Genomic DNA, 24,760 nt, shown 5'->3' on the forward strand with positions numbered 1-24,760 from the left:
CTACTGCCGTGGCACGCTGCCGGAGGGCACGTCTTCGGCAAGTGTCTGCGCGGGCGCCTCGGGGCACGGCAGATCGCCGATGACGAGCCGCGGCACCGTGTTTCGCGCATCGCGCGGACGCAGCGGCACGTTGCCCGGTTCCGTCCAGGCAGGATTCGGAATCTCGCCGAACAACTGCCGCAGCCGTTCGCCCCACGTTTTGTTGATCATCTGGTAATAGGCGCTGTTGCTGTCGAGGGTGGCGAAGCGCGTCACGCTCAGCGCGTCCTTCTCGTACACCAGCAGATCGAGCGGCAGCCCAACGGACAGATTGGAGCGCAGCGTGGAGTCCATTGAAATGAGCGCGCACTTGGCGGCTTCGTCGAGCGGCGATGCCGGTGTGATGACGCGGTCGATGATCGGCTTGCCGTATTTCGATTCGCCGATCTGGAAATAAGGCGACACCCGCGTCGATTCGATGAAATTGCCCGCCGCGTAGATCATGAACAGGCGCGGCGGCTGGCCGCAAATCTGTCCGCCGAGAATGAAACTGCAATTGAAGTCGACGCTGAACTCCGCGAGCGACGACGCATCGCGCCGATGCACTTCCCGAACCGCGTCGCCGACGACCCGCGCCGCCTCCGGCATGGTCGCGACGCTGTAGAGCGTGGGCGCGTTCGGATCGGACGGTTCGGCGAGCAGTTGCGTGACGGCCTGCGTGATGGCCAGATTGCCCGCCGTGAGCAGCACGAGGACGCGCTCGCCCGGCTGTTCGAAGACCACCATCTTGCGCGCGGCGCTTACGTGGTCCACGCCGGCGTTGGTGCGGGTATCGGAGAGGAAAACCAGTCCCTCGTCCACGCACATACCCACGCAATAAGTCATGTCGATCCGTCCTGAAGCAAGCAAAACGTCATTGTATCGAGCGCGCGTGCGCATTTCATCCGGCGTGCTTCTGAGGACTTATCGGCACGGCACGAGCGCTTTTTCAGGGCGTTCGTGAGGGAAAAAGGCGTTTCGCGCTAGACTCCCTGCTTCAAGCCCCGCGCCTCATCATGTCCGAAGTCCCCGACGCAACAGAATCAACCGACGCCCTCGCCGATGCCCTGCTCGCCGGCCTGGCGCGCCCCGTCGTGTTCGTCGATCTCGAAACCACCGGCTCGAATGCGACGGAAGACCGCATTACCGAAATCGGCGTGGTGGAGGCGAGCACGGCGGGTATCGAGCGCTGGAGCGTGCTGGTCGATCCCGGCGTGCCGGTGCCGCCGTTCATCGCGCGGCTGACGGGCATCGAAGACGCCATGCTGCGCGGCCAGCCGAGCTTCGCCTCGCTGGCCCCCGCGCTGGCCGAGCGGCTGCACGGCAAGCTCTTCGTCGCGCACAACGCGCGCTTCGACTACGGCTTTCTCAAGAACGAATTCCGCCGCGCGGGCATGGCCTTTCGCGCGGATACGCTCTGCACGGTGCGGCTGTCGCGGGCGCTGTTTCCGTCGGTCGAGCGGCATGGTCTTGACGCGCTCATCGCACGGCTCGACCTCGCGCCGACGGGACGCCATCGCGCGCTCGCCGACGCCGACCTGCTCTGGCAGTTCTGGCAGAAGATCCACGCGCTGTATTCGCAGGATCTCGTCGATAGCGCCATCAAGGCGCTGGTGCGCCGCGCGAGCCTGCCGGCCGCGCTGCCCGAAGGCGCGCTCGACACGCTGCCCGCGACGCCCGGCGTCTATCTCTTCCACGGCGACGACAACATTCCGCTTTACGTCGGCAAGAGCATCAACCTGAAACAGCGCGTCGCGGCGCATTTTTCGGGCGATCACAGGCTTGCCAAGGACCTGGCGATCTCGCAGTCCATCCGTCGCATCGAAACCCGTGAGACGGTCGGAGAACTCGGCGCGCTGCTGCTCGAAGCAAAGCTCGTGAAGGATCTGAAACCGGCGCATAACCGGCTGTTGAAAGGCGCGTCGGGCGCATGCGCCTGGCAATGGCTGCCGGGCGCGCCCGCGCCGGTGCTCGTGAAGGCGAGCCGGCGCGATCTGTCACGCGAGGATCACCTGTTCGGCGTCTTCGCGACGCGCGCGAAGGCGCATGCGTTCCTGCGTCATCTCGCCGATGAACACACGCTCTGCCCCGCGACATTGGGTCTCGAGAAAGCGCCGTTGTCGCGCGGACGCGGCTGTTTCGGCTATCAGGTGAAGCGCTGCCAGGGTTCGTGCGCGGGCGTGGAAAGCTTCCCCGATCACGCCGCGCGCGCCCTCGACGCGCTGGCAAACGCCCGTCTCGTGCGCTGGCCGCATGAAGGACCGATCGCCATCGCCGAACGCGACGAAGATTCCTTGCGCGAGGCGTGGCATGTGATCGACCGCTGGTGCTACATCGGCACCTGTGCGAGACGCGAGGACATCGCCGCGCTGCTCGCCGATGCCCCCGACCTCCGTCCGTTCGATTGCGATGTGTATGGTCTGATCGCGAAACGCCTCGCAGCGGGCCGGCTCGAATGGATCGCGTGCGATGCGCGGCCGGGCTTTCATCTCATCGCACAGGAGGCGTCCGCAGGCGTGCGCCGCGCGGCACATGCAGCGAAGGCAACGCATCCGGCGCGACGCCGCACCCCCGTCGAGGCGCAGTTCGCGCTGAGCTTCTGAGCTTCTGAGCTTCTGAACAAGCGTTAAGCGAGACCGCCGTTCGCGCGCAGCACCTGGCCGTTCACCCAGCCCGCATCCGGCCCGACCAGGAATGCGACTACCGATGCAATGTCCTCCGGCTGCCCGAGCCGCTCCAGCGGCGCCATTTTCGCCATGCCTGCGATCTGCTCGTCGGACTTGCCGTCGAGGAACAGCGACGTGGCCACCGGCCCCGGCGCCACCGCGTTCACGGTGATGCCGCGCCCGCGCAGTTCCTTCGCGAAGACATGCGTCATCGATTCGACTGCTGCCTTGGTCGCGTTGTAGATCGCGTAGCCGGGCATGTTGAGGGCAAGCGCGGTACTCGAGAAGTTGACGATGCGTCCGCCCTCGCCCATGCGCGCCGCCGCTTCGCGCAAGGTGTTGAAGGTGCCGCGCACGTTGATGTCGAAGGTCTGGTCGTAGAGGGCGTCGCTGGTGTCGGCGATGGGCATGGTCTTCATCACGCCCGCGTTGTTGACGAGGACATCGACCTTGCCGAGCTCGGCCTCGACCGTCGCGAACAGGCCGCGCACTTCTTCGGCATGCGCGACGTTCGCGCGCACCGCAATGGCCGCGCCGCCCGCTTCACGCAACTCGGCGACGAGGGCGTCCGCCTCGTTCGCGCTCGATGCATAGTTCACCGCAACCGCGAAGCCATCGCGCGCGAGACGCCGGGCAAGCTCTGCACCGATACCGCGCGATGCGCCCGTGACGATGGCAACGCGCTGACGTTCCGTCTTGTTCATGCTGCTGCTCCTTGAAGAGTGAGGTTCGATGAGCAACATGATGAATCATTCCGTTTCCGCGATCATCGCGCGTGACTTAGTATCATCGTTCCATCTGCTTCAACAATCCTTCATCGATATCGAACCATCATGGATCGCTTCCAGGAAATGCAGGTCTTCGTGCGCATCGCGGAGCGGCATAGTTTCACGCAGGCCGCCGACGATCTGCAGATGCCCCGCGCCACCGTCACCAATTTGATGAAGCGCATGGAAGAGCGGCTCGGCGCGCGTCTGCTCGAACGCACGACGCGCACCGTGCGCCTCACGCACGACGGCGAAGCGCACTATCAGCGCTGTGTGCGGCTGATCGCCGACCTCGAGGAAGCGGAAGGATCGTTCCGTCACGCCGAACCCAAAGGTCTGCTGCGCGTGAACCTGCAAGGCACGCTCGCGCGCACCTTCATCATGCCCGGGCTGCCGGCTTTCATCGAACGTTATGGGCAGATCGAGCTGCATATCGGTGAAGACGACCGGCTTGTCGACCTCGTGCGCGAAGGCGTGGATTGCGTGCTGCGCGCGGGCACGTTGCAGGATTCGTCGATGATCGGCAAGCGCGTTGCATTGCTCGAACAAGTGACGGTGGCGAGCCCCGCGTATCTCGCGCGCGCGGGCGTGCCGCACGATCTCGATGCACTGGCGTCGCATCGCGCGGTGAACTATGTGTCGAGCGCGACGGGGCGCGTGGTGCCGCTGGAGTTCAGCGTGAAGGACCGCATCGAAGCGGTTGAGCTGAACGCGACGGTATCGGTGACAGGCGTGGAGATGTACACGCAGGCCGCGCTGGCGGGCTTCGGCATTGTGCAGGTGCCGCGTTATCACATCCATGATGCACTCGCCGAAGGACGCCTTCAGCTCGTGCTTCCGGACTTCGCACCGCCGCCCATGCCCGTCTCGGTGCTCTATCCGCATAGCCGACAGTTGTCCGCGCGCGTACGGGTTTTCGCGGATTGGGTGAGTGCGATCTTCAGCGAGACCGATCACGCGTTGCTTGGCCGAGCGTCGAATCACGCTTGAAAGCAAGCATGAAAGTCAAAGAGGCCAGTACCCCACGCATGGGGTACTGGCCTCTTTTCACGAAGCTTCGCGTGCGCCGAACCTGACGGACGCGAACTTCGAACGCAACATCAGAGCATCAGAGCACTCAGGCTGCTGCGTCCTTCAGCTTCTTCAGCGCGCGCGCCTTGATGCGGACGCTTGCCGGCTTGGCCGGGAACCAGCGCTCGGTGCCCGTGAACGGGTCCTTGCCGAAGCGCTTTTTCTTGGCCGGAACGGCTTGCGCCGAGATCTTCAGAAGACCCGACAGCGTGAATTCGCCGGCGCCCTTCTTGTGGATCGAACCGAGAATGGTGTCTTCCAGCGCGACCATCACGGCCTTGACGGCCTTCACGTCCACTGCTGCGCGCTCGGCCAGATGGTTCGCGAGCGATGCCTTCGTGAACGTATCCTTGACCGGCGACAGTGCGCCCGTGGTGGTCTTCTTCGCAGCGACTTTCTTGACGGCAACCTTCGGTGCTGCAGCTTTCTTCGCCGGTGCGGCAGTCTTCGCCGTGGCTTTCTTGGCCGGGGCTTTCTTGGCAGCGGTTTTAGCGGAAGTCGGCATGTTTCTCCTACCTGTTTTTTGGTCAGTGATATTCGAATACGTTCGCACCGATGCGTTCGTATCACGCCGGATTCTACATACGCCAAGCGAGTTCGTGCGAGTCTTTTGCGTTTTTATATCGCTTTTACAGGGGTTTTTCGTGGTGCCGCGCAAACATGCGGGCGATGAAGGCATCTCGATGCACCCTTCAACGATGTTTACCGCGCATCACGCAGGCACTTTCATCATCGATGCGCGATGTGCGCGATGAGCGGATAGTGATCCGACGCGACGCGCGACAACGGCGTGCGATGCACGTCCACGCGCATCAGACGCTCGCCCGGATGCACCCAGATGCGGTCGAGCGCGAACAAGGGAAAGCGCGTCGGAAAGGTACGCAACGCAGTGGCGCGATGGAAGTGCGTGACGAGCCGCCGAAGCGTGCGGCCATAGACGAACCATTCGTTGAGATCGCCGAGCAGGATCACCGGCAGTGCGGGCGTGTCGAAGCTCTGCAGCACCTGCTGCACTTGCGCGCGCCGCTCGCTCGACGCCAGCCCGAGATGCGTTGCGACCACGCGCCACACTTCACCGCCGCAATCGATGTCGGCATCCAGCGCACCACGCGGCTCGCGGCTCCTGAACGACAGGTCGAGCGTGCGCACCGCGCGCACCGGATAGCGCGTGAGCACTGCGTTGCCATAACGGCGCTCTGGCGTATCGAGCGTCGGACCGGCGACGGCATGCAGACCCGTCATGCGCTGCAACACCTCCAGCACGTCATGCGCGCCGCTGCCGCCAAGCGGCACTTCCTGAAGCGCGAAGACATCGGCGTCGATCTCCGCGAGCACTTCGCCGATGCGCTGCGGCGCAAACCTCCCGTCAATGCCGACCGCGCCATGCAGGTTGTAGGTCGCGATACGCAGTTCGCGCGCGCGGCTTGCGCTGCTGTCATGCAAGTCGATCACGGGTTCGCGCAGCGGCGTCATGAGTTGACCTCGTCGGGCCGCTCGTTGCGCGCCGCCGGATCGCGCGGCATCGCGCCGGTCTCGTGCAGTTCGCTCGCGCGCTTCGCTTCTTCGCTGGCGCGCGGTTTGTCGGCGTCGCCGGGTGCGCCTTCGTGCGGGTCGGGCTGAGCGCCGCCGAGGAAGCGCTGCAACAGCAGCGACACGCCGATCAGCGCCGCGCCGATGCCGATCAGCACCGCGAACGAGCCGACCGTCGGCCGGTGCAGGGAGGCGACCAGTTGATGCGCGAACGCCACTGTGAGGAAGATGCCGGGCCCCATGCCGAGCATCGTGCCGATCATGAAGTCACGCATGCGGATATGCGAGGCGCCTGCGACGAGGTTGACGATCGAGAACGGCGCCACCGGCAGCAGCCGCAGCACGACGACGGCCACGATGCCGCGCTTCGCGACGCGTTCGGACAGGCGGTTCACGCGCGCTCCCGCGACTCTGCGTACGACATCGCGCCCGAGCCAGTTGCCGAGCGAATAGGAAATGGCCGCCGCGGCCATCGTGCCGAGGAAGGCATACAGCCCGCCCCATGCCGCGCCGAACACGAGTCCGGTGGCCGCGATGAGCAGTGTGATCGGCACGGAAATGACCGCGGCCACCACATAGGCCAGCACGATCCAGAGCGGCGCGAGCGGCAGCGCATCGATGCGGCGCGTCGCGGTCGTCAGCGAGCGGAGATTGACGTAGTCGCCGAGCGAGGTCCAGTGCAGCACGCCCGCGACGACCACGACCAGCAGCGCGAGCACACCGAGCAACGCGAAGCGTCCGATCAGCGGCCGGGTCTTTTCGGCGGGCACGAACTGGTCGACGAGTTCGTCGGCGGCGATCGGCGTTTCTGGATCGATCAGTGCTTCGGTCGGAATCAGTTGATCGAGTTCCCTCGATACCACCGGGTCCAGCGGCACCAGCGTGCGATGTTCGTCGCGCTCACGCAGCAGCGCCTGAATCGCCGCGTTCATGCCGCCGTGCGCGGCGCGTTCACGCTCGATGTCCGCGATGTCGCAGCCGAGATGCTCCGCGAGCAAGGTGTCGCGCATCGTGGCGATGGCGCGGCGGATGCGCACGTCGGCGCCGGCATCGATGGCGATATTGCATTCGCTGTCCAGCACCATCGAACGATTGTTCAGGTTCGCCGAACCGACCATCAGCAATTCGTCGTCGACGATCATCAGCTTGCTGTGCACGTTGACGATCTCGTCGCCGAGTTTCGGCACGCTCGGAGACAGGAGCCGGTAGCGGCCATGCGTGTCGGCGTGCTTCAGCAATGCATGCAGCCGCGCCCGCAACACGCCCATCGTGACTTCCTGCAGCCAGCCGCTCTGGTTGCGCGGCACGACGATGGCAAGGTCCGGACCGTCCTCGCGCGCAAGCGATTTCGCCAGCGCCGCGCCGATCGTGCCCGACGTGAAGTACTGGTTCTCGATATAGATGCTCTGCCGCGCCCGCGCGATGGCATCGAGATACTGCGTGCGGATCTGCTGCACGGGTTCGCGGCCGAGATAACCGGGCTCGGTCAGCGAGATGGCAATCTCGACATCTTCGAGATCGACGCGCCGCGACGGCGGCCAGGCATCGTGTTCGAAGTTCGCCCGATGCGCGCGGATCGCGAGTTGCTTGCCGCAGGCGCGCGCCCAGCGCTCGCGCGCGAGCAGGCCGATTTCACGCGCGGCCGCGCCGTCGAACATCGTGTGGACATCGTGAAAGGGTTGATAGCGCGTGCCGTTCGCATCGCGGCGCAGCGGCTCGTCGGGCGCGTGCGCGGTGCTGTCCCAGCGCGAGCGCGTGAGATCCAGACCGCCAACGAACGCGAGCCGGTCATCGATGACGACGATCTTCTGATGCTGCGAGCCGCCCATCGGATGCTTGCCGTCCATCTGGAACGCAATGCGCCGGCTGGTGCGCCAGCCCATCTTGTAGATGGGCAGCCACTCGCGCTCGAACGCATAGAGCATCGCGAAGTCCCACGCCAGGATGTAGATGCGCAGACGCCGCTTGTGATTCGCGACCGCATGCAGGAAGTCGCCGAGCGCTTCGGGAAAGCCGTCGTTCGCGCCTTCGGGCGTGAGCTTCATGCGGCTGTCGATGTCCCAGCCGAGGATGAACACGGTGCGCTCGGCGCGCGTGATCGCCTCGCGCAGCACACGAAAATAATCCGCGCCATCGATGAGCAGGCTGAAGCGCTCCGCATGACGCACGCTCGCGCAGTTGCGTCCGGGCTGGAAAAACGGCTCATCGTCGCTTGCCTGATTCATGCGTGTCTCACGCCTTCGCGTTCCTTTGCTTCCAATGAGACTTGTGTTTTGCAAGCAGCATGCCCGGCGCGATGCTACCCTTCGCAGCACATGCCGATGCGGAGCATCTTGCGCGATGAACGACACCGACTCCCTCGAACAAAACGACGAACGCGCAGGACTTATATCGCTGGCGGTGGCCTCGGTCATCGTCGGCTCGGCAACGGGCGCCATCGGCGTGTTCTTCCGCTTTTCCCTCGAACGCGCGGAGGCGTGGCGCACGGCATTCGTCGCGTGGGGCCACGCGGGACATGAGGCCGCGTTTGTACTCGTCGTGCTTGCGGCGGCCGTGAGCACCGGGCTCGCGACGTGGCTCGTCGCGCGCTTCGCGCCGATGGCAAGCGGCAGCGGCATTCCGCACGTCGAAGCCGTGCTGCACGGCAAGCTGCCGCCCGCGCCGCTCGTGCTAGTGCCCATCAAGTTCGTGGGCGGCGTGCTCGCCATTGGTGCAGGGCTCGCGCTGGGCCGCGAAGGTCCGACCGTGCAGATGGGGGCATCGATCGCGCATGCCATCGGCCGGTTCATGCGACGCACCGGCGGCGATTGCCGCGTGCTGCTCGCGGCCGGCGCGGGCGCGGGACTCGCGACGGCCTTCAATGCGCCCATCGCCGGCGCGGTCTTCGTGCTCGAAGAACTCATGCGGCGCTTCGACACACGCACGGCGGTCGCGGCGCTCGGCGCCTCGGCGAGCGCCATCGCGATGGCCCGTCTGCTGCACGGCGATCTGCCCGACTTCCACGTGCCCGCGCAACCGTTCCCCGGCTTCGCGATGACCGGCGCGCATCTGCTGCTCGGCGTGTTACTGGGGCTGTTGGGCGTGGCGTATTGCCGCGCGATTCTGTGGACGCTCGATCTCGCCGAATCGCTTTCGAGACCGCTGACGGTCACGCACGCGACGGCGCGCGCGGCGCTCATCGGCGCGGCGGTCGGCGTGCTCGCGTGGTTCGCGCCGGATCTCGCGGGCGGCGGCGATGCGCTGACCGAACGCGCGCTGCTCGGTGCGGGCACCGTCGCGGGCGTGCTTGCGACGTTGGCGCTGCGCTTCGTGCTGGGCACCGTGTCGTATGCGGCGGGCACGCCCGGCGGTCTGTTCGCGCCGCTGCTCGTGCTCGGCGCGCAGACCGGCCTCGTGTTCGGTCGCCTGTGTCTCGACTGGTTCCCCGGCATGTCGGCGGTGACGGGCGATACCAGCACGTTCGCGGTTGTCGGCATGGCCGCGTTCTTCGTCGCGGTGGTGCGTGCGCCCTTGACGGGCATCGTGCTCGTCACCGAGATGACCGCGAGCTTCACCCTGCTGCTGCCGATGCTCACGGCCTGCTTCACCGCGATGATCGTGCCCATGCTGCTGCGCGTGCCGCCGATCTATGACTCATTGGGCGACCGCGCGGCGGCGGACAAACGCTGATCCTGCGGTTGCGTTTTGCGTTTTGCGTTTTGCGTTTTGCGTTTTGCGTTTTGCGTTTTGCGTTCACCGTTCACCGTTCACCGTTCACCGTTCACCGTTCAGCAGGCTGCGGGCTGCGGGCTGCGGGCTGCGGGCTGCGGGCTGCGGGCTGCGGGCTGCGGGCTGCGGGCTGCGGGCTGCGGGCTGCGGGCTGCGGGCTGCGCGTTGGCATTATGCGTTTTGCATTCTGCATTCCGCGGGCGGTTGCGGTAGTCTCGTCCGCTGAATACTCGCGCGCCGCTCGTCACCGATGAGGAAAACGAGCGGCGTCTCTTCGAGTTCATCTTAACGAGGACACGCAAATGGAATATCGACATCTCGGCGCTTCCGGCTTCAAGGTTCCGGTCCTGAGCTTCGGCACCGGCACGTTCGGAGGCAAGGGCGAATTCTTCCAGGCCTGGGGCGAGACCGACGTGAGCGAGGCACGCAAGCTGATCGACATCTGTCTCGACGCCGGCGTCACCATGTTCGACACCGCCGACCTCTATTCACGCGGCGCATCGGAATCGATTCTCGGTGAAGCTCTGAAGGGCCGCCGCGACAAGGCCATCATCTCGACGAAGGCAACGTTTCGTTTCGATCCCGATCAACCGAACGCGGTCGGCTCGTCGCGCTTTCATCTGATCGAGGCAGTCAACGCCGCGCTCACGCGTTTGCAGACCGATTACATCGACCTGTTCCAGCTACATGGTTTCGATGCGAAAACCCCCGTGGAAGAGACGCTTTCCACACTCGACGACCTCGTGCGCGCGGGCAAGATCCGTTACACGGGCGTGTCGAATTTCTCAGGCTGGCATCTGCAGAAATCGCTCGATGTCGCTGCTCGCTACGGTTATCCGCGCTATGTCGCGAACCAGACGTACTACTCGCTGATCGGCCGCGACTACGAATGGGAACTGATGCCGCTCGGACTCGATCAGGGGGTCGGCGCCGTGGTGTGGAGTCCGCTCGGCTGGGGGCGTCTGACGGGCAAGATCCGGCGCGGTCAGCCGCTGCCCGAGACGAGCCGCCTTCACAAGACCGCCGACATGGGGCCGCCGGTGCCGGACGAATATCTGTACCGTGTCGTCGATGCGCTCGATGCCATCGCCGAGGAAACCGGCAAGACCATCCCGCAGGTTGCGCTCAACTGGCTGCTGCAGCGTCCGACGGTTGCAACCGTGCTGATCGGCGCGCGCAACGAGGAACAGTTGAGGCAGAACCTCGGCGCGGTGGGCTGGAACCTCACGCCGGAACAGGTCAGGAAACTCGATGAAGCGAGCGTCGTACGCCCGGCGTATCCGTACTGGCATCAGCAGGGCTTTGCGGAGCGCAATCCGTTTCCCGTTTGAGTAAGCAACGAGGCGCGTTCTTTTTCCGTACCGGAAATCTGTCGGTGATCTGTACCGGTACTGTACCGGACCACTCCAGTACACTGGGTTCATCGAATCTCAGTTCAAGGAGCGCGCCATGCCACAGGAACTCTTCAACGCTCTGCCCGCCGCCGCGCTGTTCGCCCTGGTCACGACCATCACGCCCGGTCCGAACAACACGATGCTGCTCGCCTCGGGCGTCAATTTCGGCCTGAAGCGCACGCTGCCGCACGTGCTCGGCATCAGCACGGGCGTCGCGATCCTGATGATCGCGGTCGGACTGGGACTCGCGCAGGCCTTCGAGCGGTTGCCTTGGCTCTACACCGTGCTCGAAGCCGCGAGCGTCGCGTATCTGCTGTATCTGGCGTGGAAGATCGGCACGTCGTCGTCGGTGCAGTTGCGCGACGGCCAAAGCCGCCCGATGCGCTTTCACGAAGCGATTGCGTTCCAGTGGATCAACCCGAAGGCGTGGATGATGGTGCTGACCGCCGCAACCACCATTCACCTGCATGCCAGCCTCTCGCTGAATGCGGCGCTGATGGCGCTCGTGCTCGTCGTCATCGGCCTGCCTTGCATCACGATGTGGGCGGCATTCGGCATGTCGCTGCGGCGCTTCCTGGCCAATCCGCGCTGGCTGCGCATGTTCAACCTGTCGATGGCGCTGCTGCTGGTCCTTTCGTTGTACCCGATCGTGGCCCATTTTTTCGCATGATGCACTGAAGCGCCGTGCGCTTTGCCGGATCGTCGGGACCGGTGCATACTGGTCCGACGCGCCAGCACGCAAAATCTGCCGTCCTGCTTGCAAGTTTGGGCAGGTCGGGACGGCCGCTTCCAGAAAGCACCTGCGTCACTGCTTCTGGGACGGCACAATCTGGCGCGTACATGCCTTGCTTGTTCGTCAATTCGCGCCGAATCTCCGGCGCGGCTTTGCAATCTGTTCAAGGAGTACGTCATGTCTGGAGCCAACCGCCCGTCCGGTCCCGCCACGCGCAAATCCCTCGATCTCGCCGATCAGATCGAGCGCGATGAACTGGAGAACAACCTGCCGGATGCGCTAAACAGCGTCGATGATGAAGACGATCTCGACGATGAATCCGACTCCGAACGCACCGTAGGCCGTTAGCCTTCTCAAGCCGTGCCCCTTGCGTCTCCAATGGCGCACCCTGCGACGCCGCACTGTCATCCAGACGTGTGGCGTTTTTGCTTCTGGGCACAGGCGTTGCTTGATGCCATCGCGCGGCATGCACGCCATGAGCGAAGCGGCATCGGCATCAGCCTGGCTGCGAATCATTCGATCAACCGATACCGTGGAGGACTTCATGCTTCGTTACGCTGTCATCTTCTTCATCATCGCGATCATCGCTGCCTTCTTTGGCTTTGGCGGGATCGCAACAGGCGCGGCGGAGATCGCCAAGATCCTGTTCTTCATCTTTATCGTGATCTTCCTCGCGACCTTGCTGCTGGGCGTGTTCAGGCGATGACGCCACTTTGACGCACGCAAGACGCGCGGACTGCTGTCGAGTCCGCGCGTTTTTTTATGGCCACGCGATTCAGCGGCCCGTCGTCTCGAGTTTCAGCGTCTCGCCGAATTTCAGCACCGTGAACGCATCGGGAGGCAGACCAGCATGGCGGACGGCTTCGGCCAGACGGCGCGGAGGTTCGTCGAGCGGCTCGTCGGTGAGTTCGAACGTGCCCCAGTGAATGCCAATCGCCTTCTTCGCGTGGACATCCTGGAAGATGCGCACGGCCTCTTCCGGATCCACGTGTTGCGCGTGCATGAACCAGCGCGGGTCATAGGCGCCAATCGGAATCAACGCGAGATCGAAGCCACCAAACCGCGCGCCGATGTCACGGAAGTCCGGTGAATAGCCGGTGTCGCCCGCGAAGTAGAACGAATACGGATGCGCCGCGCCCGCAGACGTTTTCACCACCCATCCGCCCCACAGCGTTTCAGAGCGATCGAACGGCGTACGGGCTGACCAGTGCTGACTCGGCACGAACCAGACATCGAGCCCCGATGCCTGCGTTTCATCGCCCCAGTCGAACTCCTGCGCATTCGTGATGCCGATGTCGTTCATCCACGCCTTCACACCCAGCGGGACGAGAAAGCGCGGCGGGCCGCCTGCCTGCCGATTCAGCGCCTCGACGGTGGGCTTGTCGAGATGATCGTAGTGATTGTGCGAGATGAGCACGATGTCGATGTGCGGCAGTTGCTCGAGCGTGAGGCCGGGGGGCGTCTTGCGTTTCGGGCCGGCGAACGAGAACGGTGAGGCGCGCTCCGACAACATCGGATCCGTGAGGATGTTCACGCCGCCGATCTGCACCAGGGCGCTCGCGTGACCGATCCAGGTGAGCGTGTTTTCCGTGCGGTTCGCCTTCAGCCACGAGACGTCGGGCTGCGCCGTCGGGAAGTGATAGCCGTTCGTTGGCGGCTTCGGCAGGCCTTGCGTGAAGCGCTCCCAGCGCCATTTCAACAAGGACTCGCGCGGCAACGTGCCGTAGTTGTTGTCGAAGCCCGAAGCCGTGCGTTTCGCGTGATGCAGCGGCTGGGGCTGGGTCGTATCGAGCGGCTGCGACGTTTGTTCGCCTTGCGCGGATGTGTTCGAAGTACAGCCTGTCAGCAAGGCGAAGGTGCAGAGCGCGACGCGGGCAGTGTGCATGGGCGCGTCGGCAGTGAAGACGGGGAGCCACGGCATGTCGTTGTGCGTTGTTGTTCGAGTGAATCCGATTGTACGGAAAAGCGCCTCGGGTCTTCATGCGTGCCGTGAGCGGGGTCGCCGACTTCACGTCGCCATTAAGTCTATGGCGGCAACGGTCGCGCGTCTGCCCTTTAAAGTTGATAGATGATGAAACTCGTCGGTGAAAGCATGGCCGGGATGGCCCTCTGGGTTGACGAGGTGTTTCCGTCAAGCGGTTCGTAAAACTGGATTGAATCCGAAACGTCGGCTATCGCGTTTGCTTTTGTGTAGCTGAAATTGAAGAAGGTAATGCTGCCGTAACTCGCGACAGGCAGCCGGGCCGCGCTCCCAGAAGAAGTCGGCTGCTCCATGATGACTTCAGCGGACCGGTTTCCTGGATCGGAAATGCTGGCGGCAGGTGACGAGCCCGTTGTGCTGAATGTCCATTTCGTCGATTCGGCGCCCTTGGCCGTAGCTGTCTCCGAAAGAGTGTAGCTGCCGTCGGAATTTCGCATGACTCTTGCCGAGACTGTGTCACCCGCCGACACGGGATATTTCGAACTTCCGTATTGTCCTGCCGCCGGAAAAAACTCGTAGAAGAGAATGTAGAAAGGCGTCGGCCCGTTGCATCCCTGACCTGTTCCGATTTGTTCGAGCGTGGTTTGAGAAAGTGTGGCGTCGCCGTTGCCGCCCAAGCCGACCCACTCCAAGACAGTGGTTGCCTTGCCGGCGGCAACCAAGCTGCAATCGATTTGCGGAACGACCCAGGACGCGGAGACATTCGAGTAGGCTGCGTTGTTTACAGCGTAGCCGGCCCAGGCAGTACTGTTCGTGTCTTCTGCAAGAGAGGCAGTCGTATCGATCAACAGCCATGAAAGCATTGAAAACATCAAACACCTTCTGCAGACTGATTTCCCCATTTTCCCGCCATTTGATTGTCTGATTTATTCAACATGCGCACTAGGCGCATGCGGTCTTTAATTCCAGCTCGATGATCTCGTTCCGCGCCGTGCTACACGAAATCCCCCTCAGATTCGCTTGATAATCTATCTGATTTTTCAGGCGGATGTCGGAAAATGAAAACGTATATCTCTGATGCGTTCGAGATTAACGAAATTGCCGTTCGGTGAATTGCAAATTCCGTTAGCCAAAGCTTGTTCTTCGTTGTCAGCGCAGTTGACACGTTGCAGATTTCAGATGCACGCTTCGATCTCGATCAATGATGCGAAGCCACTGCCAGTTTGTCCTTCACTAGCGAATCATCTATTCGATGTTCAAGGTGACTGACGGTGCAACATGAAGCCTCGTTAATCTAAGGTTCCGACAGCCAACGCCTCTACCTTGTCTGATGACTTACAAGAAGTTTTCAATTCCATTCAATTAATCACGCCATTATTTCGACTCTATGTAGGCGTGAGTGAATGCAGAATGATGGCGTTCCGAAAATGACAACCCGGAGGTACGGGCTACCAGTGTAGTAACGGTGCACCAGGCGACGCGGGCAGTGCGACCTCGGGTCTTTCTATATGCCCGTCGCCACAGATACAGAGCGGCAACGGGTGCCTCTTTTTTTGTCAATACTGGTACACGATGAAACTGGTGGGCGAAATCATGGATGGAACCGACGTAGAGTTGGCTAACGTCTTGCCGTTCGTTGGATTCGAAAATTTTACCGGAGTTACTTCGTCGCTTGCCGTGCTTGCCTTCATGGAAGCGATATTGAAGAAAGTGATACTGCCATAGACCGCCATCGGGAGGGGACTGGAAAACACCGGCTGCTCCATGATGATTTCAGCGGAGCTGTTGCCCGGATCCGAGTTGCTGGCGTCTGTCGACGCGCCGGTTGTACTGAAAGTCCATTTGGGCGAATTGGCGCCTTGCGCGGTCGCCGTCTCCGACAACGTGTAACTCCCGTCAAGGTTTCGTACGACGCTTGCCGTTACGGTATCGCCGGCAGTAAGAGGATAACCGGATAATTCGTACTGGCCCGTAGCGGGATAAAACTCATGGTAGACAACATAAGCCGGCGTCGAACCATTACATCCCTGGGCAGTCCCAATCTGCTCAAGCGCATTCTTGCCCGAAAGCGTCTCGCCGTTATAGCCGCCCAGGCCAACCCACGCGTATGAAACGGAATTAATTTCGCTGGGTGTGCTGCAGTCACATGCCGGCACAACCCAGGATGCAGAAATGCCCGAATATGACGCGCCACTGACCACATAGCCTGCCCAATTCAGCATCGTGCTGACGCTAGCCAAACTGGTTTGGGCACCGGAAGCTGTCGCATGGATCAACAGCCAGGAAAACGCTGCAAACATGAAACATTTATTAATCACCGTTTTTCTCACTTCAACCTTCCTATATTAATTACGATCATTGAATGTGTGGCATGAAGCCTTTATAAATTAAGGCTTTTCCAGCTGATCCATCTACCTTGCCCGACGGAATTGAAGAAATTTTTCAGATTTCAATCAACCAATCATTCCACTATTTCGACCTGATTCAAGCGCAGTTGAAGCCAGGTTGATGACGTTCGGAAATCGAGAACCCGGAGGTACGGCCAGCCAGAGAGGTGAAGGTAAGGGCGCGACGGGGGGAGTTCGCAGCGGCGCGTAAGCGGAAAATAATAGAAACAACGACTTGTCGCCAAAGTTTGGTTTCCATGCGAATCTGATTGCTCAGAATGCACATCGAGTCTTTATAGCTGCCCGTCGCCACCGGTAAGGGCGGTGAAGGACGCGTCTCTACTTGTAGTACTGGAACACCATGAAACTGGCAGGCGAAAACATGGCCACCGCCGCCGTGGCGTTGTAAATCGTATTGCCGTCGATCGAGTTTGAATAGTTGATCGGAAACCATTGATCGCTCGCCGTGCTTGTTTTCGTGTAGGCGATATTGAATAAAGTAATACTGCTGCAGAGCGACATCGGGGTACCACGGCCCGTTCCTGGCTGCTCCATGATGACTTCAGCTGAGTCGTTCCCCGGATTCGAGTCGCCGGTCCCTGGCGACGTGCCGTTATGCTGAATGTCCACTTGGGAGAATTGGCGCCTGGCGCGGTTGTCGTCTCCGACAAGGTGTAACTTCCGTCAGAGTTTCGCGTGACTTTCGCTGATACGGTATCGCCGGCAGAAAGAGGATAGCTCGCGTCGCCGATCTGCGGCGTGGAAGGTGCAAACTCATAATAGAGGCCATAAACCGGTATTGGGCCTATGCATGAATGAGCAGTTCCGATCTGCTCCAGTGTATTCTTTATTGGATCGTTATTGCCGCCCAAGCCGACCCACGCAAATGAAACGGAAAATTTGCCGTCGCTGGGCGAGCCGCAATTCACAGTCGGCACAACCCACGATGCAGAAACGTTCGAATAGGTTGCATTGCTGGCCGCGTATCCGGCCCAATTCGTCGTTGTGATGGGCCTGGCCAGGATGGTTTGCGCATTCGCGGCCGTCGTATCGATCAACAGCCAGGAAATCGCTGCAAATATGAAGCATTTATTAAGAATCGCTTGAATCATTTTAGCCCTCTTGAGGTTAATCAAGAACATTCAATGTGCAGCATGAAGCCTCACTAATCGAATATTTCTCCAGTCAGGCATCTGCTTCATCCGAAATATTCAGAAAATATTTACACTCCATTCGAATAAACGCTTGACTATCACAACCCGACACGCGCAAGACCGAATCCAGAAAAATGACGTTCGGAAACCTGGTCTGGCATTTTCCTGATTCACGTTTCCAATTCATTCTCCGTCACTCAGAAAATGCGTCAGATCTTAACTAGACAACCACCGCGATACTCAAACAGATGTTGAAAACGAAGACGTATATCGGTGACGCGTTCGAGATTGCCAAACTTGCCCTTTGGTGAACAAAAATTTCGACAACCAGAGTTCACCCCTGTTTTCAGTGCAAACTGGACCGCTGCGGACCTTAGATACGCGTTTGGATCCTGATAAGCCGCGCAGAGGCGCTCTCAATTCGTCTTCCATTGGCGAATCAATTATTCGAATTTATCGAACCGAGAAAGAAATCCCAGCGCGGCATTTAAAAAACACAACGGCGCGGCGAGGGGACGTCGCCTTAGCTCTCTCGTGTCTGCCAGAATCGCATCGCCTGCGCCGGTGCCTTCTTACACCACACACCCGCGGCACACGCGCCATGAAAAACCGAGTGCCGCACGTCATTCGATCAAAGTGTTGCAACTGAGGCGCTTGCGCGGATGCCAAAAACGAGGCCTTCATGGGCGCTCGCAAAATGACCTACGTGATTGTCCACTGGGGGCATGCCGAGCTCGCAGATACATCTTGCCAGCAAGTTGAAGGCGCAGAGAGCGACGCTGGCCACGCCCATTGCCGTGTCAGCGGTGAAAGGGGGAAGTCAAAGCATGTCGTTATGCCGTGACTTCCGCGAGAATCCGATTGTACGGAATGCGCCTCAAACCCTATGAATGCCCGTCGCCCAGGGTACAGGGCGGTGACGGGCGCGCGTCTACTTGTTAGCGCTGGTACACGATGAACTTGGTGGGCGAAATCGTGGCTGGAACCCCTATTGAGCCGGTGAACCTATTTGAATACTCGAGCGTAGTAAACAGGTTCACTGCCGAGGTTGTTTTCGAGAAGGCCATGGCAAAGAAAGTAATACTGCCGTACTGCGACGCCGGTGCCTGATTTGAAAGCGGATCGAAAGGACCTTGCTCCATGATGACTTCCGCGGAGTTGTCGCCCGGTTCCAAAGGGGTGCTGTCCGTATCCGAAATGCTGCTGTCTGTCGCGGTCAGTGTTTTGCTGAATGTCCATTTGGCCGACTTCGCGCTGTTAGCGGTAGCCGTCTCCGACAGCGTAAAACTGCCGTCGCCGTTTTTCGTCACCCTTGCCGCTATCGTATCGCCGGCAGAAACAGGGTATTTTGTAGCGTCGCCCAGCAGCACGTCCGAGGATCGGAACTGATAGAAGAGACGCTAACCAGGCTCTTCACCGTAGCATTTCTGGGCAGTTCCGATCTTCTCAAACGCACTATTTGCCGCAGGCGTCGTACCGTTATAGCCGCCCAGGCCAGCCCACGCGTAGGAAACGGAAGTTCCTTCGGGTGTTACATTGCTGCAATCCACTGCCGGGACAACCCAGGACGCAGAAACGTCTGAATATGCCGACCCGGTGATTACGTAGCCGGCCCAATCCTCCGTTGGTCCGTTGTTGGTGTAGCTGTTTTGCGCACTGGCGGCTGTCGCGTCAATCAACAGCCAGGAACACGCTGCAACCATAAAGCATTTATTAAGAACCGATTTACTCACTTCAACACTCCTCGAATTAATCAAGATCATTAAATGTGCAACATGAAGCCTCACCAATCTAATGTTCCGGCAGCCAGTAAAGCTACCTTGCCTGATGCCATTCAAGAAATTTCACAAATTCAATTCAGTCAATCGCGCGATTATTTCTACTCCGATATTGGCACGGCCGAATACTGATGGATGGCGTTCGGAAATAAAGAACCTGAATGACTGGAAAACAGGAATAAGCAACGTTCTCAGCGCGGATTTAAAGCGCTCTTAGATTTAAATTTTCCGGCAAACATCTATGGAAGCACTACCGCCGCAAAAAGATATCTTCTTTGACCTCGGATCAAACATGCAAAAGCACGATGCAATTTCCCCAAGAAAATCGCCTTCACGTTGAAACTCGTCGTAGGTGCAAGTCCGGCAGCCCAACGATTCACAGTCTCCCGACCCCGAACCGGTCACCCATCAAGCCCGACTCACGCCGGCCCGCTTCTTGCAACGCAGACGCGGCGCCGCAAAATCGCGCCTTTAAAAAACCAATCGCCGCACGCACTCCGATCAGCGTGATCTGCCCGGAGCGCACAACGCGCGGATGTCAAAGACGGGGCCTTCATGGGAAGCAGTCAACGCAAGCACGCCGTACGCACATTCAACCCGCAACTCCACGCCATGCACGCGATGCTGGTCTCACGCGCCGCATCGCATGTGGCAAGCGCCCTGCGCACCGAGGGGCGCGCCGAGGCGCTCGCCGAGGGAATCGCCGCAGTGATCGCCCATTGCGGGCATGCCGGGCTCGGGCTGTTTCTCGCCGCCGTCTGGCACTGGCTTGATGAACGCGGCTATCACGAAGCGGCGCACACCGTGCAGTACTACATCGAGAACGGCACGGTGCCGACCGTCAAACCGGCGTTGAAGGTCTCACGCCGGCGCGACGCGCGCATTTGAAGTACGCCGCGTTACGTTACGTGACGCGGTGCCGTAGCATCGCCGTAACGTTTCACGCGCCGAACCAGCCCGCGTCGACGTAATACTCGCGGGCGGTGCAGCGCGCGGCGTCGTCGGAGGCGAGGAACAGCACCATGCGTGCGATGTGTTCCGGATCGATGCGTTCGTGAAGGCATTGCTGCGCGAGCAGCCTGGCTTCACTCTCCGGTGACTGCCACAGCTTCATCTGGCGCGGCGTGCGCACCGCGCCGGGAATCACCGTGTTCACGCGGATACCGTGTTCGCCCAGTTCGCGCGCAAGCCCGCGCGTGAGTCCTTCTATCGCCGCTTTCGCCGTCATGTACAGCGTGAGTTCGGGCAAGGCAAGGTGCCACGAGATCGAACCCATGTTGATGATCGACCCGCGCTGCTGCGTCCGCATGCGTTGCGCCGCCGCCTGCGCGCAGAAGAACTGGTGGCGCAGGTTCACCGCCATGCGCTCGTCCCAGTAGGCGGCGCTGACGCTGTCCCACTGATGACGATCGTCGTTCGCGGCATTGTTGACCAGCACGTCGATGCGCCCCGCCTCGCTCGCGATGACATCGAAGGATTGTTCGATGGCAGCGGCATCGCGCAGATCACAATGCAGATACTTCGGCGCGTGTCGTTCACGCGCCAGCGCCTGTTCGAGTTGCCGCGAATCGGCATCGGCCACGTCGAGGAAGAAGACGCGCGCGCCCTGCTGCGCGAAAGCTTCGACGATCCCCGCGCCGATACCGCTGCCGCCGCCCGTCACGACGACACACCGGTCCTCGAGGCTCGGATAGATGGCAAAAGACATGATGGTGCGCTCAGTGTGAGTGACGCGGATTGCCGCGCGTTTCAATCACCTTCAGATACAGCGTCGCGGGCTCCAGACAACCGCCCGTCGACAACTGCCCCACCGTCTGCCGATACAACTCCTGCCACGGTGTTTGCGCGACCGGCGTGGCGAAGGCGCTCTGCGCGCGACGGCTTTCGAGTTCATCCTCGCCGAGCAGCACGTTGACGGACCGCGCGTTCAGATCCACGCGAATCCTGTCGTTCGTGCGCAAGAGCGCGAGGCCGCCGCCCACCGCTGCTTCCGGCGACATGTTGAGAATCGACGGGCTCGCCGACGTACCGCTCTGCCGTCCATCGCCCATGCAAGGCAGCGAATCGATGCCTTGCTTGATCAGTTCCGCCGGCGGCGCCATGTTCACTACCTCCGCGCTGCCCGGATAACCCACCGTGCCGCAACCGCGGATCACGAGAATGCAATGCTCATCGATATCGAGCGAAGGGTCATTGATGCGTGCGTGATAGTCCTCAGGACCATCGAACACAATCGCACGTGCCTCGAATGTGTTTTCCGCGCCGGGCTCGCTCAAATAGGTCTTGCGGAACGCATCGCCGACCACCGACATCTTCATGATCGCGCTGTCGAAGAAATTGCCCGACAGCACCATGAAGCCCGCGCCATGTTTCAGCGGATCGCTTGCGGTGCGGATGACGTCGTTGTCTGCGGCAGGCGCGTCGCTCGCAATGTCGCCGATCGTGCGGCCCGATACCGTCAAGCACTGTCCCGCGATCAGCCCCGCCTGGTCCAGTTGCTTGATGACCGCCGGCACCCCTCCTGCGCGATGAAAACTTTCGCCGAGATAGTCACCCGCCGGCATGCAGTTCACGATGAGCGGTACGGGTTCGCCATGACGCTGCCAGTCATCGAGCGTCAGTTCGATACCCATGTGACGCGCAATCGCGATCAGATGCGGCGGGCAGTTGGTCGACGCCCCGAGCGCCGAGGCCACCACGATGGCGTTGATGAACGCATCGCGCGTCATGATCGTCGAGGGCTTCAAGTCCTCGCGCACCATCTCGACGATGCGCTTGCCGGTCGCATACGCCATCTGTCCGCGCTCGCGATACGCGGCGGGAATGCTGGCGCAGGTCGGCAGCGACATGCCGAGCGCTTCGGCGAGGCTGTTCATCGAGAGCGCGGTGCCCATCGTGTTGCAATGACCAATCGATGGCGACGACGCCGTGGTCAGTTGCATGAAGCCTTCGTAATCGATCTTGCCCGCCGCGAGCAAATTGCGCGCATGCCAGATGACCGTGCCGGAGCCGACCCGCTTGCCTTCATGCCAGCCGTCGAGCATGGGGCCGCCCGAGAGGACGATGGCCGGCATGTCGACGGTCGCGGCCGCCATCAGGCAAGCCGGCGTGGTCTTGTCGCAGCCGGTGGTGAGCACGACGCCATCGAGCGGAAAACCATGCAGGATTTCAACCAGCCCGAGATAGGCGAGATTGCGGTCGAGCGCTGCGGTCGGACGACGGCTCTGTTCCGCCAGGGGATGCACGGGAAACTCCATCGGAATGCCGCCCGCGTCGCGGATGCCCGCCTTCGTGCGCGCAGCCAGCTCGATGTGATGACGATTGCACGGCGCGAGATCGCTACCTGTCTGCGCAATGCCGATGATCGGACGTCCCGACTGCAATTCTTCGCGCGTGAGGCCGTAGTTCATGAAGCGTTCGACATACAACGCCGTCATGTCGGCGTGAGAGGGATCGTCGAACCATTCCTGGCTGCGAAGCCGTTGTACTGTTTGCTGGGGCATGACTTGTCTCTCCATGTGATGCGCCTCGTCCGGCCCGAATGCCGGCGCTGCTGTTTTCATGGTTCCGTTACCGGTAACATCGCGATGCATGTTAGCACGCACCCGCCAGGCTGCTGTGGCTCAGGCGCTTTCCCGCGACACGACAGAGTACGCTACGCGTTCACGCTTCCCAACCGGCTCGACGATGCCATTCTCACGCATGTCGAGCGCCGCCAGTAGCATGGCGCCCGCGCGCCGGCCGATGCCGTATGCATCCACCGATACCGTGGTGATCGACGGCATACAGCAGGCCGCCACTTCGAAATTGCCGAAGCCCGCCACTGCTACGTCGTGCGGCACCGAAAGCCCGCGCCGATGGCATTCCATGATCGCACCAAAGGCGGACATGTCGCTCACGCACATGACGGCTTGCGTGTCGGGCCAGGTGTCGAGCAACGCGGCCATTGCGGGTCCGCCGTGACTCATGGTGATCGGCGATTCGCCCAGCCGGATGACGCGCCGATCGTCCAGACCCAGTGCTTTCATCTGAGCACGGAAGCCCTTCAGGCGGTCGAGGCCGCGCCGGTCGAGCTCGCTGGCGCCGCCGAGAAAGCCGATGCGTTCATATCCTTTGAGCGCCAGATAGCGGACCATTTCGCGGGCTGCGCTGACATTCGAGAAACCGACGGCGGCGCCGATCGGATCCGACGTTGCGTCCCACATCTCCACCACAGGAACGCCCGAGCGGCGCAGCAGCGTGCGCGTCGCTTCGGTGTGGCGCGATCCCGTCAGCGCAATGCAACGCGGTTGATGACGCAGCATCGAACGCACGAGGCGCTCTTCACGGTCGAGATGGTAGTCGGTATCGCCGATCAGCAATTGCAGGCCATGCGGCTCCAGCGACGCTGACAGGCCACGGACGGTATCCGAGAAGTTCGAGCTTGCGAGCGACGGCACCAGCACGGCCACGAATTCGGACCGGCCTGACGAGAGCGCGCCGGCGGCGGCATCCGCGACGTAGCCGAGTTCATCGATCGCCTTCTGCACGCGTTCGCGCGTGGCGAGCGCAACGCTATGGCCCGCCAGCACGCGCGATACGGTCATCTTCGACACACCCGCGCGGCGAGCGACGTCGGACATGCGCGGCGGACCCGCGTGCACGGATGTCGGAGGGTTGAGACGGCGCGTCAATCCACCCGCACCCAGCCATCCTCGCGCTGTTCGAGCGTGATGTGCAGCTTGGTTTCGCCCGCTTCACGGTCAGAGGCCGCCACTTCGGGGAACGCTCGCTTGATGTCGCGATCATCGGCCCAGGAGGCCACGTTCTCGAGCTTGTACGTGTAGGTGACATCCGACCGGTGCGCAGTCGGATCCGGCTCCGTCCAGCCCGCCACTTTGTCGAGCTTGACGTGCGCGTAGCAGATCTTCCAGGTATGCGGGTCGTTCGTGGCGTTGGGATCGCCCGCCGGCCGATTCGTTTCGACCGCGTATTTCTGCCCTTCGCCGGTCAGGCTATAGGCGACGCCATTCTGCTTCGCGCTGGCGTTTGCGGGCGTGGTTGCCGCGCGCGCGATCAGCCCGGCCTTCTCCAGCGCGGCGAGTTGCTCGCGCAACGCGCCGGCAGCGTATTCGTTGAGGTCCTGGTTGCTATAGACCGATGGAAACGTGTACGGACCACGGCCGCTGCGATCCAGACAGAGCTGACCGCGGCTGGTTTTCATGTCGGCGGATATTGCGTCGCCCAGGCTGGACTCGCTCGCGTCATTCTTCTTGCCGCATGCGGCAACCAGCAAGGCGGCGCTCAGGGCTGCGATCAACAGGCTCGTTCTCATATGCGCTCCAGTGACGGTCGACATGTTGGCTCTCGTCGTCATTCTACCGACTGAAAGCGAAGGTCCAACATCGAGATGGTGTCAGAACGAGTGAGCTGGATGCAAATGCCGGACCCGCGCCAAGCCCGGCCGGGCCCAGAAACGCAAAAACCCCACCTTTACGGGGTGGGGTTTTTGTTTTCGGCATGAGGAGCCTGACGATTACCTACTTTCACACGGGAATCCGCACTATCATCGGCGTGGAGTCGTTTCACGGTCCTGTTCGGGATGGGAAGGGGTGGTACCGACTCGCTATGGTCATCAGGCATGACTTGTTGTT

Annotated in this window: 21 protein-coding genes, 1 rRNA gene and 2 pseudogenes; 8 read left to right on the plus strand and 16 right to left on the minus strand. The window is 61.5% G+C overall.

Going from position 1 to position 24,760, the window contains the following annotated elements; translation table 11 throughout:
• Positions 1 to 864 (minus strand): proteasome-type protease, encoded by an 864-nt coding sequence (locus QCE88_RS38285; RefSeq protein WP_309910930.1) that lies wholly within the window; start codon positions 862 to 864, stop codon positions 1 to 3.
• Between the two features lie 170 nt (positions 865 to 1,034).
• Between QCE88_RS38285 and QCE88_RS38290 the strand changes: the two genes are divergently transcribed.
• Positions 1,035 to 2,621, plus strand: coding sequence for an exonuclease domain-containing protein (locus QCE88_RS38290; RefSeq protein ID WP_309910932.1), 1,587 nt, complete (start codon positions 1,035 to 1,037; stop codon positions 2,619 to 2,621).
• Between the two features lie 23 nt (positions 2,622 to 2,644).
• Here the strand turns inward: QCE88_RS38290 and QCE88_RS38295 are convergent, their stop codons facing one another.
• Positions 2,645 to 3,388, minus strand: a complete 744-nt coding sequence (locus tag QCE88_RS38295) for an SDR family oxidoreductase (protein WP_309910934.1) — start codon at positions 3,386 to 3,388, stop codon at positions 2,645 to 2,647.
• 129 nt (positions 3,389 to 3,517) lie between these two features.
• On the opposite strand from QCE88_RS38295, the gene QCE88_RS38300 reads away from it, so the two are divergent.
• Positions 3,518 to 4,441 (plus strand): LysR family transcriptional regulator, encoded by a 924-nt coding sequence (locus QCE88_RS38300; protein ID WP_309910936.1) that lies wholly within the window; start codon positions 3,518 to 3,520, stop codon positions 4,439 to 4,441.
• A gap of 127 nt (positions 4,442 to 4,568) precedes the next feature.
• Here QCE88_RS38300 and QCE88_RS38305 read toward each other — a convergent pair whose 3' ends face one another.
• The 3 genes from QCE88_RS38305 to QCE88_RS38315 form a co-directional block, all read right to left on the minus strand.
• Entirely contained in the window at positions 4,569 to 5,027 is a 459-nt protein-coding gene (locus QCE88_RS38305) for an HU family DNA-binding protein (RefSeq protein ID WP_309821010.1), read from the minus strand.
• A gap of 224 nt (positions 5,028 to 5,251) precedes the next feature.
• Positions 5,252 to 5,995, minus strand: coding sequence for an endonuclease/exonuclease/phosphatase family protein (locus QCE88_RS38310; protein ID WP_309910937.1), 744 nt, complete (start codon positions 5,993 to 5,995; stop codon positions 5,252 to 5,254).
• Positions 5,992 to 8,277: a VTT domain-containing protein gene (locus tag QCE88_RS38315; protein WP_309910939.1), complete on the minus strand. Its 2,286-nt coding sequence runs from the start codon at positions 8,275 to 8,277 to the stop codon at positions 5,992 to 5,994. The genes QCE88_RS38310 and QCE88_RS38315 overlap by 4 nt, the downstream gene beginning before the upstream one ends.
• A gap of 115 nt (positions 8,278 to 8,392) precedes the next feature.
• Here QCE88_RS38315 and clcA point away from each other — a divergent pair, with 115 nt between their 5' ends.
• The 5 genes from clcA to QCE88_RS38340 all read left to right on the plus strand — a co-directional run bounded on the left by clcA (position 8,393) and on the right by QCE88_RS38340 (position 12,593).
• Positions 8,393 to 9,721 (plus strand): H(+)/Cl(-) exchange transporter ClcA, encoded by a 1,329-nt coding sequence (clcA, locus tag QCE88_RS38320; protein ID WP_309910941.1) that lies wholly within the window; start codon positions 8,393 to 8,395, stop codon positions 9,719 to 9,721.
• Positions 9,722 to 10,062: 341 nt separating this feature from the next.
• A complete protein-coding gene (locus QCE88_RS38325; protein WP_309910942.1) occupies positions 10,063 to 11,091 on the plus strand; it encodes an aldo/keto reductase in 1,029 nt (342 codons plus the stop codon).
• Between the two features lie 118 nt (positions 11,092 to 11,209).
• Positions 11,210 to 11,824 (plus strand): LysE family translocator, encoded by a 615-nt coding sequence (locus QCE88_RS38330; protein WP_309910943.1) that lies wholly within the window; start codon positions 11,210 to 11,212, stop codon positions 11,822 to 11,824.
• A gap of 240 nt (positions 11,825 to 12,064) precedes the next feature.
• On the plus strand, positions 12,065 to 12,235 hold the full coding sequence (locus tag QCE88_RS38335) for a hypothetical protein (protein WP_309838563.1): 171 nt from the start codon (positions 12,065 to 12,067) through the stop codon (positions 12,233 to 12,235).
• A 196-nt stretch (positions 12,236 to 12,431) separates the two neighbouring features.
• The gene (locus tag QCE88_RS38340) at positions 12,432 to 12,593 is read left to right on the plus strand and encodes a DUF1328 family protein (protein ID WP_035509367.1); all 162 of its coding nucleotides are present in this window, start codon (positions 12,432 to 12,434) and stop codon (positions 12,591 to 12,593) included.
• 69 nt (positions 12,594 to 12,662) lie between these two features.
• On the opposite strand, the gene QCE88_RS38345 is transcribed toward QCE88_RS38340, so the two are convergent.
• From QCE88_RS38345 to QCE88_RS38365, 6 genes and pseudogenes are all read right to left on the minus strand, one after another.
• Positions 12,663 to 13,772, minus strand: a complete 1,110-nt coding sequence (locus QCE88_RS38345; protein WP_309910944.1) for an MBL fold metallo-hydrolase — start codon at positions 13,770 to 13,772, stop codon at positions 12,663 to 12,665.
• 170 nt (positions 13,773 to 13,942) lie between these two features.
• Positions 13,943 to 14,680 carry a G1 family glutamic endopeptidase gene (locus QCE88_RS38350; RefSeq protein ID WP_309910945.1) on the minus strand — a complete coding sequence of 246 codons (738 nt, stop codon included), beginning with the start codon at positions 14,678 to 14,680 and terminating at the stop codon, positions 13,943 to 13,945.
• 684 nt (positions 14,681 to 15,364) lie between these two features.
• Positions 15,365 to 16,138, minus strand: a complete 774-nt coding sequence (locus tag QCE88_RS38355; RefSeq protein WP_309910946.1) for a G1 family glutamic endopeptidase — start codon at positions 16,136 to 16,138, stop codon at positions 15,365 to 15,367.
• A gap of 396 nt (positions 16,139 to 16,534) precedes the next feature.
• Positions 16,535 to 16,825: a hypothetical protein gene (locus tag QCE88_RS38360; RefSeq protein WP_309910947.1), complete on the minus strand. Its 291-nt coding sequence runs from the start codon at positions 16,823 to 16,825 to the stop codon at positions 16,535 to 16,537.
• Between the two features lie 41 nt (positions 16,826 to 16,866).
• Positions 16,867 to 17,337, minus strand: a pseudogene (locus tag QCE88_RS42130) (G1 family glutamic endopeptidase); the annotation flags it as partial.
• A gap of 950 nt (positions 17,338 to 18,287) precedes the next feature.
• Positions 18,288 to 19,112 (minus strand): annotated as a pseudogene (locus QCE88_RS38365) (G1 family glutamic endopeptidase).
• A gap of 627 nt (positions 19,113 to 19,739) precedes the next feature.
• Here QCE88_RS38365 and QCE88_RS38370 point away from each other — a divergent pair.
• Positions 19,740 to 20,015 (plus strand): hypothetical protein, encoded by a 276-nt coding sequence (locus QCE88_RS38370; protein WP_309910948.1) that lies wholly within the window; start codon positions 19,740 to 19,742, stop codon positions 20,013 to 20,015.
• 52 nt (positions 20,016 to 20,067) lie between these two features.
• Here QCE88_RS38370 and QCE88_RS38375 read toward each other — a convergent pair whose 3' ends face one another.
• From QCE88_RS38375 to rrf, 5 genes are all read right to left on the minus strand, one after another.
• Positions 20,068 to 20,835 carry an SDR family oxidoreductase gene (locus QCE88_RS38375; RefSeq protein ID WP_309910949.1) on the minus strand — a complete coding sequence of 256 codons (768 nt, stop codon included), beginning with the start codon at positions 20,833 to 20,835 and terminating at the stop codon, positions 20,068 to 20,070.
• Positions 20,836 to 20,845: 10 nt separating this feature from the next.
• On the minus strand, positions 20,846 to 22,630 hold the full coding sequence (locus QCE88_RS38380) for an IlvD/Edd family dehydratase (protein WP_309910951.1): 1,785 nt from the start codon (positions 22,628 to 22,630) through the stop codon (positions 20,846 to 20,848).
• Between the two features lie 120 nt (positions 22,631 to 22,750).
• Entirely contained in the window at positions 22,751 to 23,749 is a 999-nt protein-coding gene (locus tag QCE88_RS38385; protein WP_309910952.1) for a LacI family DNA-binding transcriptional regulator, read from the minus strand.
• 47 nt (positions 23,750 to 23,796) lie between these two features.
• Positions 23,797 to 24,465, minus strand: coding sequence for a hypothetical protein (locus QCE88_RS38390; protein WP_309910953.1), 669 nt, complete (start codon positions 24,463 to 24,465; stop codon positions 23,797 to 23,799).
• Between the two features lie 168 nt (positions 24,466 to 24,633).
• Positions 24,634 to 24,746 (minus strand): 5S ribosomal RNA (gene rrf, locus QCE88_RS38395).
• Positions 24,747 to 24,760: the final 14 nt, after the last annotated feature.

Source organism: Caballeronia sp. LZ035, assembly GCF_031451175.1.
Taxonomy (GTDB): domain Bacteria; phylum Pseudomonadota; class Gammaproteobacteria; order Burkholderiales; family Burkholderiaceae; genus Caballeronia.